Below are 15,779 nucleotides of genomic sequence, written 5' to 3'. Positions count from 1 at the left end.
CTTGCTTGCGTGCGGCGGAGCTGCCCCCATTTGCCTAGAATCGTCTGCCCGACCTTCTACCGAACCTGCCCGACAGGCACTGCGCATGGTCCCTCATCTCATCACGGCGCTCACCGGCCCGATCAACGAACTCGAACAACGCATCCTGGAGTCCATGCCCGCGATCGAGCGCTGGTTCCGGCTCGAGTGGATGGAGCACACGCCGCCCTTCTACACCTCGGTGGACGTGCGCAACGCAGGCTTCAAGCTGGCGCCGGTCGACACCAACCTCTTTCCCGGCGGTTTCAACAACCTGACCGAGGACATGCTGCCGTTGGCGGTGCAAGCGGCGATGGCGGCGATCGAGAAGATCTGTCCGGAGGCCAAAAACCTGCTGCTGATCCCCGAGAAGCACACGCGCAACACCTTCTACCTGACCAATGTGCAGCGCTTGATGCAGATCTTCCACCAGGCCGGTCTGAACGTGCGGCTGGGCTCGCTCGACCCTGCCGTCAGCGAGCCCACCCAGCTGGTGCTGCCCGACGGCAGCACCTTGACCGTCGAGCCGCTGGTGCGCAGCAAACGCCGGCTGGGGCTGAAGGACTTCGACCCCTGCACCATCCTGCTCAACAACGACCTGTCGGCCGGCCTGCCCGAGGTGCTGGACGACCTGCACGAGCAGTACCTGCTGCCGCCGCTGCACGCCGGCTGGGCGGTGCGGCGCAAGTCCAACCATTTCCAGGCCTACGAGGAAGTGGCGAAGAAGTTCGCCAAGCTGCTGGGCATGGACCCCTGGCTGATCAACCCGATGTTCGCCAAGTGCGGCCAGGTCAACTTCGCCGAGGGCACCAACATCGATTGCCTGCAGAGCAATGCCGATGCATTGCTGAACAAGATCCGTCGCAAGTACAAGGAATACGGCATCCAGGAAAAGCCGTTTGTCATCGTCAAGGCCGACGCCGGCACCTACGGCATGGGCATCATGACGGTGCGCGACGCCAAGGACCTGGCCGAGCTGAATCGCAAGACGCGCAACAAGATGTCGGTCATCAAGGACGGCCAGGAGGTCACCGAGGTGATCATCCAGGAAGGTGTGCCGACCTACGAACGCATCAACGAGGCGGTCGCCGAGCCGGTGGTCTACATGCTGGACCGCTATGTTGTTGGCGGCTTCTACCGCGTGCATGCCGAGCGCGGCATCGACGAGAACCTGAATGCGCCGGGCGCCAGCTTCGTGCCGCTGGCCTTCGCCGAATCCAACCACCTGCCCAAGGCCGGCGCCCGTCCCGGCGCCAGCGCGCCCAATCGGTTCTACATGTACGGCGTGATCGCGCGGCTGGCGATGCTGGCCGCCAGCTACGAGCTCGAAGCCACCGACCCGGACGCCGAAACCTACGAGTGAGCCGGCGCGCCACCCGGTTCACGTTGCTGCACTGCAACATGGCGGGGCTGGCGCCGGTCGCCGGCGGGAGCACAATGGCGCCTTCTCCGCCTCTCGTCCACGCGCTGTGTCATCCAGCCCTCACGCTCCCGCCTCGGGTTCCAAGCTCGCGACCCTGACCCTCGGCGCCATCGGCGTCGTCTACGGCGACATCGGCACCAGCCCGCTGTACGCGCTGAAAGAGGTCTTCACCCACGGTCATATTCCCGTCACGTCGGAAAACATCCTCGGCATCCTGTCGCTGATGTTCTGGACCCTGACCGTGATCGTCTCGCTCAAGTACGTCAGCCTCATCCTGCGTGCGGACAACAACGGCGAAGGCGGGCTCGTGGCGATGCTGGCGCTCGCATCGATCGCGGTGAAAGACCGTCCGGTTTTGAGACGGTATCTGCTGCTGCTAGGCATCTTCGGCACCGCGGTGTTTTTCGGCGACGGTGTCATCACGCCCTCGATCTCGGTGCTCTCGGCGGTCGAGGGCCTGAAGGTCGCCGCGCCGGCGCTGGGGGAATATGTCGTGCCGACCACGCTGATGGTGCTGACCCTGCTGTTCGCCGTGCAGAAGCACGGCACCGCCAGCGTCGGCAAGCTGTTCGGCCCCATCACGGTGGTCTGGTTCCTGGTGCTGGCGCTGCTCGGCCTGTCCCACCTGATTTTCAATCCCACCGTGCTGGCAGCGCTCAACCCGCTGTATGCGCTGCATTTCATCGCCCGGCAGCCCGGCACCGCCTTCGTCGCGCTGGGCGCCATCGTGCTGTGCGTCACCGGCGCCGAGGCCCTGTATGCGGACATGGGGCACTTCGGCAAGCGGCCGATCCGGCTGGCCTGGTTCGGGCTCGCGATGCCGGCGCTGGTGCTCAACTACTTCGGTCAGGGCGCGATGCTGCTGGCCTACCCCGAGAACGTCACCAACCCCTTCTACGAGATGGCGCCCGAGTGGGCCCTCTACCCCCTGGTGGTCCTGGCGACCTGCGCCACGGTGATCGCGTCGCAGGCGCTGATCTCGGCCGCCTTCTCGGTCACCAAGCAGGTGGTCCAGCTCGGCTACCTGCCGCGTCTGCGCGTCACGCACACCTCGGTGCGGGAAGCGGGCCAGATCTACGTGCCCTTCGTCAACTGGACCCTGTACGGCTGCATCGTCATCGCGGTGGTGGCCTTCGGCTCCAGCAGCGCGCTCGCTTCGGCCTACGGGATCGCGGTGACGGTCGACATGCTGATCACCACCACGATGACCTTTTTCGTGATCCGCTACGCCTGGAACTACCCCTGGCTGCTGTGTATCGCCGCGACCGGCTTCTTTTTTGTCGTCGACGCGCTCTTTTTCGCGGCCAATGCGGCCAAGGTGTTCGACGGCGGCTGGTTCCCCCTGCTGATCGGCGTGGTGATGTTCGTGCTGATGATGACCTGGAAGCAGGGCCGTCAGCTGCTCAGCGACCGCCTGCGCGACGAATCGATCGAGCTCAGGGCCTTCCTCGACTCGGTCTTCCTCAGCCCGCCCACCCGCGTCGCGGGCACCGCGGTCTACCTGAGCGCCGAGCAGGGCATCACGCCCAACGCCTTGCTGCACAACCTCAAGCACAACAAGGTGCTGCACGAGACCAATGTCTTCGTGACGGTGCGCCACCACGAGGTGCCGTGGATCGGCTTCGACCGGCGCGTCGAGGTCGAGCCGCTGGGGCGCGACTGCTGGCAGGTGGTGCTGCACTTCGGCTTCAAGAACGACCCCGACGTGCCGGAGGCGCTGAAGCTGCTGCGCGGCCGCGGCGTGCAGATGGAGGACATGGAGACCTCCTACCTGCTGTCGCGCGAAACCGTGATCCCCTCGCCGGCCAAGAGCGGCATGGCGTCATGGCGCGAGAAGGTGTTCGCCGGCATGCACCGCAATGCCGCCGCCGCGGCCGACTTCCTGAACCTGCCGGCCAACCGGGTCGTCGAGCTGGGCACCAAGATCCCGTTCTGAGGCGGCGTCGCGGGCCATTCGCTTGACGCACGCCAGCGCAGGAAACCCGGTGCCGGCCCGGCTTTCCCGGTGTTCGCTGCCCGGGCTTCGCGAAGAGGTTCTAAGCTTGCGGGCTGCCGACTGTTGTCCCGGTGTTTGCGATGCGCTTTTTCCGAGATCTCTCGCTGTCCGCCGTCGTGGCGGGTTTCGTCGCCGTGCTGGTCGGCTTCACCAGCTCGGTGGCGCTGGTGTTCCAGGCCGCCGCGGCGCTGGGCGCCTCCCCGGCCGTGACCACGTCCTGGATCTGGGCGCTCGGCCTGGGCATGGGCCTCACCAGCATCCTGCTGTCGCTGCATTACCGCCAGCCGGTGCTGGTGGCCTGGTCCACGCCCGGCGCGGCGGTGCTCGCCACCGCCGGCATCGGCATGCCGGAGGCCGTGGGTGCCTTCATCGTTTCGGCCGGACTGATCACCCTGTGCGGCGTCACCGGGCTGTTCGCACGGGTGATGAACCGCATCCCGATGCCGCTGGCGGCGGCGCTGCTGGCCGGCGTGCTGGCGCGCTTCGGCATGGAAGCCTTCGGCGCGCTCAAGAGCCAGTTCATGCTGGTGCTGGTGATGTTCCTCGTCTATCTGCTGGGCCGCCGCCTGTGGCCGCGCTATGCCGTGCCGTCGGTCCTGCTGGCCGGCGTGGCGGTGGCCTCGGCGCTCGGGCAGCTGCACTGGTCCGAGGTGCAATGGACCCTCGCCACGCCGGTATGGACCACGCCCGAGTTCTCGCCCGGTGCCGTGGTCGGCGTGGCGCTGCCGCTGTTTGTCGTCACCATGGCTTCGCAGAACCTGCCCGGCGTGGCTGCCATCCGGGCCGCCGGCTACGACACGCCGGTCTCGCCGCTGGTCGGCGGCACCGGCCTCGTGACGCTGCTGCTGGCGCCTTTCGGTGCCTATGCGCTGAACCTCGCCGCCATCACCGCGGCGATCTGCCTGGGCCGCGAGGCGCATGAAGACCCCACGCGGCGCTACACCGCGGCCGTGATGGCGGGCGTCTTTTATGTCGCTGTCGGCGTGGTGGGCGGTGCCGTGGTGGGGCTGCTGGCGGCCTTTCCGCGCGAACTGGTCGTGGCGGTGGCCGGCTTCGCGCTGCTGGGCACGATAGGCGCCGGGCTGGCGACCGCCGTCAAGGACGAGCCCCACCGCGAGAGCGCCCTTATCACATTTCTCGTCACGCTGTCCGGCGTCTCCTTCTGGGGCATCGGTTCGGCCTTCTGGGGCGTGGTGGCCGGCGCGATCGCGCTGGCGGTGCAACACTATCGGATCCGCGCAGTGCAACCCGACGCCACCGTCAACCCGAGATGAACCTGCTTTTCATTGCCGATCCGCTCGAGCACTTCAAGATCTACAAGGACACCACCTTCGCGATGATGCGCGAGGCGGCTGCCCGCGGGCACCGCCTCTGGACCTGCGAACCGCAGCACATCTCCTGGCGCAGCGGCGGGCGGGTCACGGCCCAGGCCCAGGCCGTCACGCTGACCGGCGAGGCCGAGCGCTGGTGGCAGGCCGAGCCGGCCCGGCCGCTCGCGCTGGCCGAGGTCGACGCGGTGCTGATGCGCAAGGATCCGCCCTTCGACAGCGAGTATTTCTACGCCACCCACCTGCTCGAGCAGGCCGAGCGGGAAGGCGCGCGTGTCTTCAACAGCCCGCGCTCGCTGCGCGACCACCCCGAGAAGCTCGCGGTGATGGAGTTCCCGGAGCACGTCACGCCGACCCTCGTCACGCGCGATGCCGGTGAGGTGCGGCGCTTCCATGCCGAGCACGGCGAGATCATCCTCAAGCCGCTGGACGGCATGGGGGGCATGGGCATCTTCCGGGTCGGCCCGGACGGTCTCAACCTGGGCAGCATCATCGAAACCTTGAACCGCCACGGCGCCAGCACGCTGATGGTGCAGCGTTTCATCCCCGAGATCGTCGCCGGCGACAAGCGGGTGCTGATCATCGGCGGCGAACCGGTGCCCTTCGTGCTGGCGCGCATCCCGCAAGGCAGCGAGGTGCGCGGCAACCTGGCGGCCGGCGGCAAGGGCGTGGCCCAGCCGCTGGATCCGGTGGACCGCGCCACCGCCACCGCGATCGGCCGCGTGCTGGCGCCACGCGGCCTGCTGCTGATCGGCCTGGACATCATCGGCGACCGGGTGACCGAGATCAATGTCACCAGCCCGACCTGCTTCCAGGAGATCCAGCAGCAGACCGGCTTCGACGTCGCCCGCACTTTCGTCGACGCGCTTGAAGGGGCGGCCGCCGCGCCGCGCTGACCGGAGGCTTCCCACCATGGCAGACACGCTGGACCTCGACGCCTACCTGCAGCACATCGGCTACAGCGGGCCGCGCAGCCCGACCCTGGCGACCCTGCTGGGCCTGGTGGGCTGCCACACCCAGACGATTCCCTTCGAGAACCTCAATCCGCTGCTGGGCCTGCCGGTGGAGCTCGACATCGGCTCGCTGCAGCGCAAGCTGGTGGGCTCCGGGCGGGGCGGCTACTGCTACGAGCACAACCTGCTGCTTGCCGAGGTGCTGCGCGAGCTGGGCTTCGAGGTCAGCGGGCTGGCCGCCCGGGTGCTGTGGGGGCTTCCTGAGGACGCAATCACGCCGCGCAGCCATATGCTGCTGCGCGTGCAGCTGGACGACGGGCCCCGCATCGTCGACGTCGGCTTCGGCGGCCTCACGCTCACCGGCGTGCTGCACCTGGTCCCAGGCCTGCCGCAGGAGACCCCGCACGAGCGCTTCCGGCTGACATCGCTGAGCGAGGGCCACTACGCGGTGCAGGCCGAGCTGGGCGCCGAGTGGAAGACGCTCTACCGTTTCGACCTGCAGCCGCAGGAGCGGGTCGACTACGAGGTGAGCAACTGGTACCTGTGCCACCACCCCGATTCGCACTTCGTCCACGGCCTGATGGCTGCCCGCGCCGCGCCCGGTGGCCGGGTCACGCTGCGCAACAACCAGCTCAGTATCTGGCGGCTGGGCGGCGAGACGGTCAGGCGCACGCTCAGCAGCGCCGCCGAGTTGCGTGCGGCGCTGGAGACCGACCTCCTGATTGCCGTGCCCGACGTGCCCGAACTCGACGAGACCCTGCAGCGCCTGGCTGCCCTGCCGGCCTGAAACACGCCGGAGCGGATAATCCGCTCCTTCGCGCGTCCATCTCGCGCCGCTGTCCTTTCACCATGGCCCTGCTCACTCTCACCAACGCCAAGCTGGCCTTCGGCCATGTTCCCCTGCTCGACGACACCGGTTTTTCGCTGGAGGCCGGCGAAAGAGTCGGGCTGATCGGGCGCAACGGCACCGGCAAGTCCTCGCTGCTGAAGATCCTGGCCGGGCTGGAAAAGCCCGACGACGGCCTGCTGCAGCTGCAGCAGGGCCTGCGCATCGCCTACGTCGCGCAGGAGCCGCAGTTCGTGCCGGGGACCAACGTTTTCGAGGCGGTCGGCCTGGGTCTGGCCGAGGTGCGCGAGCTGCGCGAACGCTACGAGGCGCATGCCCCCGGCGAAGACCTCGACGCGCTGCAGACCCGCATCGAGGCGCTCGACGGGTGGACCTGGGAGCAGCGTGTCGAGGAAACCCTGGCGCGCCTGCGCCTGGAGCGCGACGCCCCGGTGGAGCGCCTCTCGGGCGGCACCCGCAAGCGTGTCGCGCTGGCCCAGGCGCTGGTGACCCAGCCCGACGTGCTGCTGCTCGATGAGCCGACCAACCACCTTGACCTGGCGTCGATCGGTTGGCTGGAGGAACTGCTCAACGGCTTCCGCGGCAGCGTGGTGCTGATCACCCACGACCGGGCCTTCCTCGATGGCGTGACCACCCGCATCATCGAGCTGGACCGCGGCACCCTGCGCAGCTACCCCGGCAACTTCACCGCCTACCAGAGCCTCAAGGAGCAGCAGCTGGCCGACGAGGCGCTGCTCAATGCCCGTGCCGACAAGCTGCTGGCGCAGGAAGAGGTGTGGGTGCGCAAAGGCGTCGAGGCGCGCCGCACCCGCAGCGTCAGCCGCGTCAAGCGCCTGGAACAGCTGCGCCGCACTCGCACCGAGCGGCGCGACGTGGTTGGCCGGGTGCGGCTGGACCTGGACGCCGGCGTCTCCAGCGGCAAACTGGTCGCCGAGCTGCGCGAGGTCAGCAAGTCCTATGAGGGACGGCTGATCGTCAAGCAGTTCTCCGCGACCCTGCTGCGCGGCGACAAGGTGGGCCTGATCGGCCCCAACGGCGCCGGCAAGACCACCTTGCTCAAGCTCATCCTCGGCGAGATCCAGCCTGACAGCGGCAGCGTGCGGCAGGGCACGCGCCTGCAAGTGGCCTATTTCGACCAGATGCGCGAGGCGCTCGACCTCGACGCGACGCTGGCCGACACCATCAGCCCCGGCAGCGAGTGGATCGAGATCGGCAACCAGCGCAAACACGTGATGAGCTACCTGGGTGACTTCCTGTTCTCTCCCCAGCGCGCCAACTCGCCGGTGCGTTCGCTCAGCGGTGGCGAGCGCAACCGGCTGCTGCTGGCCCGCCTGTTCGCGCGGCCGGCCAACGTGCTGGTGCTCGACGAGCCGACCAACGACCTCGACATCGACACCCTGGAGCTGCTCGAAGAGCTGCTGCAGACCTACGAGGGCACCGTGTTCCTGGTCAGCCACGACCGCCGTTTCCTCGACAACGTGGTCACCAGCACGATCGCCTGGGAAGGCGAGCAGCAGCCCGGCTTCTGGCGCGAATACGAAGGCGGCTACGAGGACTGGAAGCTGCAGAGCCAGCGCAGCCGGGCCCTGCAGGAGCAGCGTGCCGCGCCGGCAGCGGCGCCGGCCCCGCGCGCCGAGCCGGCCAAGGCCGCCGCCGCCGCTCAGCCGCGCAAGCTCTCCTACAAGGAGCAGCGCGAACTCGACGAGCTGCCGGCGCGCATCGAGGCCATGGAAGCCGAGCAGAAGCAGATTGGCGAAGCGCTGGCCGGCACCGAGATCTACCGCAGCGAGCCGCAGCGGGTGAGCGAGCTGCAGGCGCGTTATGCGCGCATCGAGGAGGAGCTGATGGAAGCGCTGGAGCGCTGGGAGGCGCTGGGCGCGCGCTGACGACGCGCAGGCCGCCGGATCAGCCGTGCCGGCGCCGCAGCCCGAGGTTGGACAGCCAGGATTCGGCCGACGAGCTGGGCAGCGCGCGGCTGATGATCAGCCCCGACTGCAGGTAGAGGGCATTGAGCAGGCGCACCGCGTCTTCGCGGCCGCGGCCTATCAGGTCGGCCAGCTCGCGCAGGGTGACCGGCTGGCTGCGCATGTGGCGCACCACTGCGCGGTGCACCGAGCTGACCTGCAGCATGCGCAGGTCCAGCCCGGGCGTGGTGCGGTAGCAGGCGTTGCCGGCGATCTCGGGCAGCAGCTCGGTGCGGCTGCCGCGCATGGCCAGCTCCCACAGCAGCGGGGCGATCGGGTGGTAGCACGACAGCGGCGCCACCAGCGAAGCCTCGCTGTCGCCGGGCGGCCGCAGCACGGCCGGTTCGATGCGCAGCACCTTCAAGAGCGCCAGGCGCTGCAGCAGGTAGGTGTCGGGCTCGGCCGGGCAGTGGAACAGCCGCTCGCGCGGGAACACCGTGACCGGCACCACGTAACCCCCCGCCTCGCAATGCACCACGACGCTCTGCGCATGGCGCAGGCAGGCGGCCAGAACCTCGAGCACCTCGGTGCCGCTGGGGCGGTGCTCGAAACGCTGCAGGTCGGCCAGCAGCGACGGCGTCAGCGACGTCAGCCGCGGCGCGGCCGTGGTCGCGCCGGGCTGGCGGGCGAGCTCGTCCAGGTAACGCTGGAAGGCACTCGCACGCATCAGCTCGGGTTCGCCGAAGGGGATGGTGGTTTCGTTCATGAAAACAAAAGCGGTGCCGGCCTGTATCCGTGCGCCCCGGCGCCGCTGTCCACAATGCCTGTCTCAACCGAAACGAGGCCTTGCATTTGTATGTGTTGGTGACTGTACTAAACCAATTGTCTCCACGGAATGTGAAAACAATACGGCGAAGAAGGTGTTAGGGGAAATACCACGATTCTGACCGGTCGGAAGTCACAACCTGCCGCGGATCCGGACGAAGTCACTCCAGAAACTGCTGTCCTGGGTGTTGGCAAAGTTCAAGCGCATCAAGGTGGAGGACTGCCGCACGGCGTGGAACAGCGAGCCCGGCGCCAGCAGGTAGCCCTCGTCCAGCATGGCCTGGGCGAGCCGGTCCGTGTCGACGCCGGTGTCGACCCAGCCGAACAGCCCGGCCGGCTCGGTGACGAAACGACAGCCGGCCTTGAGCGCCAGCTGCACGCTGCGCGAGCGGGCCGCGTCGAGCCGGGCCCGCACCCGATCGGCATGGCGTCGGATCTGGCCCTGCTCCAGGCAATGGGCGATCGCCTGCTCGAACAGTGAGGGGGTGGTCAGCGTGGTGAGGAGCTTGGTGTCGATAAAACGCTCGACCAGCGCCGGCGGCGCGGCCAGGTAGCCGACCCGCCAGTTGGGCGCCAGGATCTTCGCGAAGCCGCTGACATAGATGCTGCGGCGCAGCGCGTCGAGCGCGCACATGCGGGTGGCATGCGGCGGCGCGAGGTGCGAGTAGGTGTCGTCCTCCACCACCAGGAAGTCGTGCTGCTGGGCCAGCTGCAGCACCCGGTGGGCGTGGCTGGGTGTCAGGCACAGCCCGGTCGGGTTGTGCAGCACGCTGACGCTGATGAACAGCTTGGGGCGCTGCTCGGGCGCATGGGCTTCGCAGTACCGGGCCATCACGGCCAGGTCGGGGCCGTCCTCGTGGCGCGGCACCGGCAGGATGCGCATCCCCATTTGCGTCAGGCGCGCGAACTCCACGGCCCAGCCCGGTTCGTCGACCATCACCGAGTCGCCCGCCTTGAGCAGCGTGCGGCAGATGATGTCCAGGGCATGGGTGGCGCCGACCGCCGTGACGATCTGCTCGGGCGGCGCCTCGATCTCCATGCCCGCGAGCTTGTGGCTCAGGGCGCGGCGCAGCGCCGGGTCGCCGGCCGGCTCGCCGTACTGCAGCGAAAGCGTGCGCAGGTTGGTGGCGTTGCTGACGCGCCGCACCGCCGAGCCCAGCATGGTCGTCTCGAGCCACTCGGCCGGCAGCACGCCCATGCCCGGCGTGCCCTTCATCTGGACGCCCTGCGAGTCGACCTGGCGGAACATGCCGCGGATCAGGGTCGCCGCGTCCACCGGGGGCTGGGCGCGCACCTGCGGGCTGGCGCGTGTGCCCCGCTCCGCGCCGGCCGGCTCCGTGCGCGTGTCGGCGCGCGACTCGCGCACGAAAAAGCCGCGGTTGCGGCGCGCCTCGATCAGGCCTTGCGCCAGCAGCTGGTCGTAGGCTGCCACCACCGTGTAGGGGCTGACCTCGTGACGCTGCGCGCATTCGCGCACCGAGGGCAGGCGCGAGCCGGGCGGCAGCAGCCGGTTGCGGATGCGCTGCGCGAAGCGGTTGGCGAGCTGGTCGGTCAGCGTTTCGGAGGGGGACCGGGTGAGCATGGTGAACCTCTGTGCTGGCAATTGAACCGGTACAGCGCATGATCATGGCCGGCGGACTGTGCCGGTACTGTATCGGTGTCTGATCATAGACTGGCTGACATGAAGCAGCCAGTGCCGCCTCCCTGTTGTTCCCCGTCTGCCCCCGCGGGCAGCGCCGGGCTGCGCTGCGCGGGGCGTCGATGAGCAGCACGGAATTCATGGCCCTGCTGGTGCTGGCGACGGCGATGAGCTTCACGCCCGGCCCCAACACCACCTTGTCGACGGCGCTCGCCGCCAATCGCGGGCTGAAGCCGGCGTTGCGTTTCTGCTTCGCCGTGCCGGCCGGCTGGACCTTGCTGATGACGGTCTGCGGCCTGGGGCTGGGCGCGGCGGTCGTCGCGCTGCCACCGCTGCGCTGGGCCCTCAAGATCGCCGGCGTGGCCTACATGCTGTGGCTGGCATGGAAGCTGTCGCAGTCGCGTACCTTGGCAGGCGGCGGCAGCGACGGCCTGGACGTCGGCTTTGGCCAGGGAGTGGCGCTGCAGTTCGTCAATATCAAGGCCTGGATGCTGGCCCTGGCGCTGACGGCCGGCTGGGTCACCAGCCAGGGCGGTGCGCCGGCCGACAACCCGGGCGAGCGCCTGCTGATCGTGCTGGCCGTGATGGCGGTCTACGCCTTTGTCAGCAACTTCACCTATGCCGTGGTCGGCTCGCTGCTGCGGGACTGGCTGTCGCGTGGGGCGCGGCTGCTGTGGTTCAACCGGGCGATGGCGGCCGTGCTGGTCCTCACCGCCCTCTGGATGCTGCGGGTCTGACGATGACGGCCTCCTCGACCACGCCCTCCGCCCGCGCGGCCGGCCTGCCGGCTCTCGGCACCCAGGAAAGCCGCGGCCTCTGGCTGGGCGCCCTGGGGGTCGCGATCTTCGCGCTGACCTTGCCGATGACCCGGCTCGCCACCGGTCCGGCCGAGGCCGCCCAGTTGTCGCCGGCCTTCGTGACCTTCGGCCGGGCGGCGCTGGCGGGCCTGCTGTCGCTCGCCTGGCTGGCCGTGGTCGGCGGCCCCCGGCCGCGCGGCCGCGAGTGGCTCCTGCTGGCGCTGACCGCCTCGGGCAATGTCGTCGGCTTCCCGCTGTTCCTGGCGCTCGGCGTGCGGCATGTCGATGCCGTGCATGCCGCGGTGATCATGGGCCTGCTGCCGCTGAGCACCGCGGCGATCGCGGCGCTGGCTTTCGGGCAGCGGCCTGCCTGGAGCTTCTGGGGCTGCGCGGCGCTGGGCAGTGCGCTGGTGGTGGCCTATGCACTGCTGAGGGCCGGCAGCTCGCTCGAGACCGGACTGCGGGTGCAGTGGGCCGACGGCCTGCTGGTGCTGGCCGTGCTGTGCGCCTCCTTCAGCTACGTGGCGGGCGCCCGGCTGACGCCCTCGCTCGGTGCCGAGCGGGTGATCTGCTGGGTGCTGGTCGTCTCGCTGCCGCTCACGCTGCCGGTTGCCCTGTGGAGCTGGCCCTCGCAGCCGGTGCGCGCCGCGTCCTGGGCGGGTTTCGTGTATGTCGGCTTGTTCTCGATGTGGATCGGCTTTTTCGCCTGGTACCGCGCGTTGGCCCTCGGCGGCGCGGTGCGCGTCAGCCAGGTGCAGCTGCTGCAGCCTTTTTTGTCCATGCTGTTCGCGGTGCCTCTGCTGGGCGAGCGACTGGATGTCACCACGCTGGGCTTCGGGCTGGCCGTGATCGTCACCGTGTTCATCGGCAAGCGCTTGCCCGCCGATGTGAGGCAGCGGCCGTGAAGGCCTTGTTTCCAGAGGCGCTGATCGACCCGAACGCCGAACAGTTCAGCACCGACTTTGTCACCTGGGTCGTCTTCTGGGGCCCACAAGGAGGAGAAACCGCATGACAGCCACGGCCCCCGGCCGCCAAGCCACCCCCTGGACGCTCGCGCGCCGCGCCGAGCGCATGAACCCGTCCATCATCCGCGAGATTCTGAAGGTCACCGAACGGCCCGGCATCCTCTCGCTGGCCGGCGGGCTGCCTTCGCCCGACAGCTTCCCGGTCGAGGCGATGCGGGAGGCCAGCGAGCGCGTGCTGAAAGACGCCGGCCGCGAGGCCCTGCAGTACGCCGCGAGTGAAGGTTACGCGCCGCTGCGCGAATGGGTCGCGGCCCATGTCCAGGCGCAGGGCCTGCGGGTCGACGCCAGCCAGGTGCTGATCACCACCGGTTCTCAACAGGGCCTGGACCTGTGCGGCAAGGTGCTGATCGACGCCGGCAGCCGGGTGCTGGTCGAGACCCCGACCTACCTGGGCGCGCTGCAGGCCTTCGCGCCCTACGAGCCGGAGATCGCCGCGGTGCCGTCGGACGACGAAGGCCCGCTGCCCGAGGCGCTGCGCGACTGCGCCGCCGGCGCGCGCTTTTTCTATCTGCTGCCCAACTTCCAGAACCCGAGCGGTCGCAGCATGAGCGCCGCACGCCGTGTCGCGCTGGCCGCCGAGGCGGCCCGGCTGGGACTGCCGCTGCTGGAGGACAACCCCTACGGCGACCTGTGGTTCGACGCGCCGCCGCCGCCGGCGCTGGCCTCGCAGCATCCCGAAGGCGCGATCTACCTCGGCTCCTTCTCCAAGGTGCTGGCGCCGGGTCTGCGGCTCGGTTATGTGGTGGCGCCCAAGGCCCTCTATCCCAAGCTGCTGCAGGCCAAGCAGGCGGCCGACCTGCACACGCCGGTGTTCAACCAGCGTGTCGTGCACGAGGTCATCAAGGACGGTTTCCTCGACACCCACGTGCCGCGTATCCGGACCCGCTATGCGGCGCAGCGCGACGCGATGCGCGCGGCGCTGGAGCGCCACATGCCGGAGGGCTGCCGATGGAACACGCCCACCGGCGGCATGTTCTTCTGGGTCGAGCTGCCGCGCGGGTTCGACGCGATGGCGCTGCTGCCGATGGCCGTCGATGCGGGCGTGGCCTTCGTGCCGGGTGCGGCTTTCTACGCCACCGAGCCGCAGCTGAACACCTTGCGACTGTCCTTCGTCACGCTGACGCCGGAGCAGATCGCGCTGGCGGTCGAGACGCTGGCCGGCGTGGTGCGCGCGGCGCAAAAGGAGGCCGCATGATGAACAGCCGACGTTTCAAGCAGGTCGATGTGTTCGCATTCGAGGCGCTGAAGGGCAATCCGCTCGCGGTGGTGCTCGAGGGCCTGGGCCTGAGTGATGCACAGATGCAGGATTTCGCGCGTTGGACCAACCTCTCGGAAACCACCTTCCTGCTGCCGCCGACCGACCCCGAGGCCGACTACCGGCTGCGCATCTTCACGCCCGGCGGCGAGCTGCCCTTCGCGGGCCACCCCACGCTGGGCAGCTGCCACGCCTGGCTGGAGGCCGGCGGGGTGCCGAAGGCCTCCGGGCAGGTCGTGCAGCAGTGCGGCGTCGGCCTGGTGACGATCCGCCAGGACGGGCCGCGGCTGGCCTTTGCCGCGCCGCCCGTCGTATCGGCCGAGGTCGAACCGTCGCTGCTGGAGGCGGTGGCCCAGGGGCTGGGCCTGACCGTGGCCGACGTCCTCGCGGCGCGCTGGCTGCCGCTCGGACCGAAGTGGCTGTGCCTGCGGCTTGCCAGCGCGGGCAAGGTGCTGTCGCTCGAGCCCGACCATGGCGCACTGAGCGCGCTCGGCGTGGACATCGGCGTGGTGGGCTTCCACCCCGAGGGCAGCGAGGCGCTGTACGAGGTGCGTGCCTTCACCCCCCTGGTCGGCGTCGTCGAGGATCCCGTCACCGGCAGCCTCAACGCGGCGCTGGCGCACTGGCTGGCGGCCGACGGGTTGGTGCCGACCTCCTATGTCGCCGCCCAGGGAACCCGGCTGGGCCGGGCAGGGCGGGTGTACATCACCCGCGACGGCGAAACGCTGTGGGTCGGCGGCGCGAGCCGCACCTGCATCGACGGCCGCCTCAGCCTCTAGCCGCCCGCGCTCCAGGAGACCTTCAATGAGCAAGCCCTACCACCGCGCCCGGCTGCAGGCCGCGCAGGAGACCGTCTACGCGGCGATGCCGCCGACACCTCAGTACGCCTGGCCGCTGCTGGCCCGCCGGCTCGGTGCCGAGGTCTGGGTCAAGCACGAGAACCACACCCCGGTGGGCGCCTTCAAGGTGCGTGGTGGCCTGGTGTATGTCGAGCGCCTGAAGCGGCAGGAGCCGCAGCTGCGAGGGCTGATCAGCGCCACTCGCGGCAACCACGGACAGTCGCTGGGATATGCCGCGCGCCGCCATGGGCTGGCCGCCACCATCGTCGTGCCGCACGGCAATTCGATCGAGAAAAACGCCGCGATGCGCGAGCTGGGCGTGCGGCTGATCGAGCACGGCGAGGACTTCCAGGCGGCCCGCGAACACGCGGTCGAGCTGGCCGAGGCCCAGGGGCTGCACATGGTGCCGTCCTTCCACCCGGATCTGGTGTGTGGCGTCGCCACCGGCTGGATCGAGTTTTTCGAGGCCGTGCAGCCCGAGGTGCTGTTCGTGCCCGTGGGCATGGGCTCAGGCCTGTGCGCGGCGGCCGCGGCGAGGGCCTACACCGGCGCGCGCACCCGGCTGATCGGCGTGGTGTCGGCCCATGCGCCGGCCTATCGCCTGTCCTTCCAGCAGGGCCGCGTGGTCGAGGCGGCCGTCGCCACGCAGCTGGCCGACGGCATGGCCTGCCGGTCGCCCGATGCCGAGGCCGTCGCGATGATCCGCGCCGAGGCCGACGACATGGTGGCGGTCGACGACACCGAGGTCGCCGCCGCGATGCGCGCGCTCTTCGCCGACACCCACAACGTCGCCGAAGGCGCAGGTGCCGCAGCGCTGGCGGCTGCGCTGCAGCAGCGCGAGCGCTGGCAGGGGCGCAAGGTCGGCATTGCGCTGACCGGCGGCAATGTCGACAGCGGCGTGTTCGCGCGGGTGCTCGGCGCGTGAACAGG

General features: G+C 69.4%; 13 protein-coding genes. 11 read left to right on the top strand and 2 right to left on the bottom strand.

The genetic code is table 11. The features are described from left to right. Positions 1 to 85 precede the first annotated feature (85 nt). The 6 genes from gshA to OOT46_RS17120 all read left to right on the top strand — a co-directional run bounded on the left by gshA (position 86) and on the right by OOT46_RS17120 (position 8,451). Positions 86 to 1,381: a glutamate--cysteine ligase gene (gshA, locus tag OOT46_RS17145; RefSeq protein ID WP_265404845.1), complete on the top strand. Its 1,296-nt coding sequence runs from the start codon at positions 86 to 88 to the stop codon at positions 1,379 to 1,381. Between the two features lie 106 nt (positions 1,382 to 1,487). After that, entirely contained in the window at positions 1,488 to 3,377 is a 1,890-nt protein-coding gene (locus OOT46_RS17140) for a potassium transporter Kup (RefSeq protein WP_265404844.1), read from the top strand. A gap of 140 nt (positions 3,378 to 3,517) precedes the next feature. After that, entirely contained in the window at positions 3,518 to 4,711 is a 1,194-nt protein-coding gene (locus OOT46_RS17135) for a benzoate/H(+) symporter BenE family transporter (protein ID WP_265404843.1), read from the top strand. Then, complete coding sequence (gshB, locus tag OOT46_RS17130) at positions 4,708 to 5,661, top strand: glutathione synthase (protein ID WP_265404842.1); 954 nt, start codon at positions 4,708 to 4,710, stop codon at positions 5,659 to 5,661. Before OOT46_RS17135 ends, gshB begins: the two co-directional genes overlap by 4 nt. A 16-nt stretch (positions 5,662 to 5,677) precedes the next feature. Then, positions 5,678 to 6,505 carry an arylamine N-acetyltransferase family protein gene (locus tag OOT46_RS17125; protein WP_265404841.1) on the top strand — a complete coding sequence of 276 codons (828 nt, stop codon included), beginning with the start codon at positions 5,678 to 5,680 and terminating at the stop codon, positions 6,503 to 6,505. Between the two features lie 62 nt (positions 6,506 to 6,567). After that, the gene (locus OOT46_RS17120; RefSeq protein ID WP_265404840.1) at positions 6,568 to 8,451 is read left to right on the top strand and encodes an ABC-F family ATP-binding cassette domain-containing protein; all 1,884 of its coding nucleotides are present in this window, start codon (positions 6,568 to 6,570) and stop codon (positions 8,449 to 8,451) included. A 19-nt stretch (positions 8,452 to 8,470) separates the two neighbouring features. Here OOT46_RS17120 and OOT46_RS17115 read toward each other — a convergent pair whose 3' ends face one another. Both OOT46_RS17115 and OOT46_RS17110 read right to left on the bottom strand, forming a co-directional pair. Next, positions 8,471 to 9,235, bottom strand: a complete 765-nt coding sequence (locus tag OOT46_RS17115) for a hypothetical protein (RefSeq protein WP_265404839.1) — start codon at positions 9,233 to 9,235, stop codon at positions 8,471 to 8,473. Between the two features lie 192 nt (positions 9,236 to 9,427). Next, positions 9,428 to 10,876 carry a PLP-dependent aminotransferase family protein gene (locus tag OOT46_RS17110; protein ID WP_265404838.1) on the bottom strand — a complete coding sequence of 483 codons (1,449 nt, stop codon included), beginning with the start codon at positions 10,874 to 10,876 and terminating at the stop codon, positions 9,428 to 9,430. 179 nt (positions 10,877 to 11,055) lie between these two features. Here OOT46_RS17110 and OOT46_RS17105 point away from each other — a divergent pair, with 179 nt between their 5' ends. From OOT46_RS17105 to OOT46_RS17085, 5 genes are all read left to right on the top strand, one after another. Next, positions 11,056 to 11,670, top strand: coding sequence for a LysE family translocator (locus OOT46_RS17105; protein WP_265404837.1), 615 nt, complete (start codon positions 11,056 to 11,058; stop codon positions 11,668 to 11,670). A gap of 2 nt (positions 11,671 to 11,672) precedes the next feature. Continuing rightward, a complete protein-coding gene (locus OOT46_RS17100) occupies positions 11,673 to 12,635 on the top strand; it encodes a DMT family transporter (RefSeq protein ID WP_265404836.1) in 963 nt (320 codons plus the stop codon). A gap of 103 nt (positions 12,636 to 12,738) precedes the next feature. Then, positions 12,739 to 13,950, top strand: a complete 1,212-nt coding sequence (locus OOT46_RS17095; RefSeq protein WP_265404835.1) for a PLP-dependent aminotransferase family protein — start codon at positions 12,739 to 12,741, stop codon at positions 13,948 to 13,950. Further along, positions 13,950 to 14,789 carry a PhzF family phenazine biosynthesis protein gene (locus tag OOT46_RS17090; protein WP_265404834.1) on the top strand — a complete coding sequence of 280 codons (840 nt, stop codon included), beginning with the start codon at positions 13,950 to 13,952 and terminating at the stop codon, positions 14,787 to 14,789. The genes OOT46_RS17095 and OOT46_RS17090 overlap by 1 nt, the downstream gene beginning before the upstream one ends. 25 nt (positions 14,790 to 14,814) lie before the next feature. After that, entirely contained in the window at positions 14,815 to 15,774 is a 960-nt protein-coding gene (locus OOT46_RS17085) for a threonine dehydratase (protein ID WP_265404833.1), read from the top strand. Positions 15,775 to 15,779: the final 5 nt, after the last annotated feature.

The organism is Aquabacterium sp. A7-Y (assembly GCF_026153205.1).
In the GTDB taxonomy this organism is placed as follows: domain Bacteria; phylum Pseudomonadota; class Gammaproteobacteria; order Burkholderiales; family Burkholderiaceae_C; genus Caldimonas.
Note: the sequence above shows the minus strand (reverse complement) of the source record. Positions and strands in the feature narration are given on the sequence as shown.

Excerpts from the sequence above, each read along its gene's own strand:
- gshA (WP_265404845.1), top strand. The coding sequence starts at position 86 with ATGGTCCCTCATCTCATCACGGCGCTCACCGGCCCGATCAACGAACTC.
- OOT46_RS17125 (WP_265404841.1), top strand. The coding sequence starts at position 5,678 with ATGGCAGACACGCTGGACCTCGACGCCTACCTGCAGCACATCGGCTAC.
- OOT46_RS17135 (WP_265404843.1), top strand. The coding sequence starts at position 3,518 with ATGCGCTTTTTCCGAGATCTCTCGCTGTCCGCCGTCGTGGCGGGTTTC.
- OOT46_RS17100 (WP_265404836.1), top strand. The coding sequence starts at position 11,673 with ATGACGGCCTCCTCGACCACGCCCTCCGCCCGCGCGGCCGGCCTGCCG.
- OOT46_RS17085 (WP_265404833.1), top strand. The coding sequence starts at position 14,815 with ATGAGCAAGCCCTACCACCGCGCCCGGCTGCAGGCCGCGCAGGAGACC.
- OOT46_RS17115 (WP_265404839.1), bottom strand. The coding sequence starts at position 9,235 with ATGAACGAAACCACCATCCCCTTCGGCGAACCCGAGCTGATGCGTGCG.
- OOT46_RS17095 (WP_265404835.1), top strand. The coding sequence starts at position 12,739 with ATGACAGCCACGGCCCCCGGCCGCCAAGCCACCCCCTGGACGCTCGCG.
- OOT46_RS17120 (WP_265404840.1), top strand. The coding sequence starts at position 6,568 with ATGGCCCTGCTCACTCTCACCAACGCCAAGCTGGCCTTCGGCCATGTT.
- OOT46_RS17105 (WP_265404837.1), top strand. The coding sequence starts at position 11,056 with ATGAGCAGCACGGAATTCATGGCCCTGCTGGTGCTGGCGACGGCGATG.
- OOT46_RS17090 (WP_265404834.1), top strand. The coding sequence starts at position 13,950 with ATGAACAGCCGACGTTTCAAGCAGGTCGATGTGTTCGCATTCGAGGCG.
- OOT46_RS17110 (WP_265404838.1), bottom strand. The coding sequence starts at position 10,876 with ATGCTCACCCGGTCCCCCTCCGAAACGCTGACCGACCAGCTCGCCAAC.
- gshB (WP_265404842.1), top strand. The coding sequence starts at position 4,708 with ATGAACCTGCTTTTCATTGCCGATCCGCTCGAGCACTTCAAGATCTAC.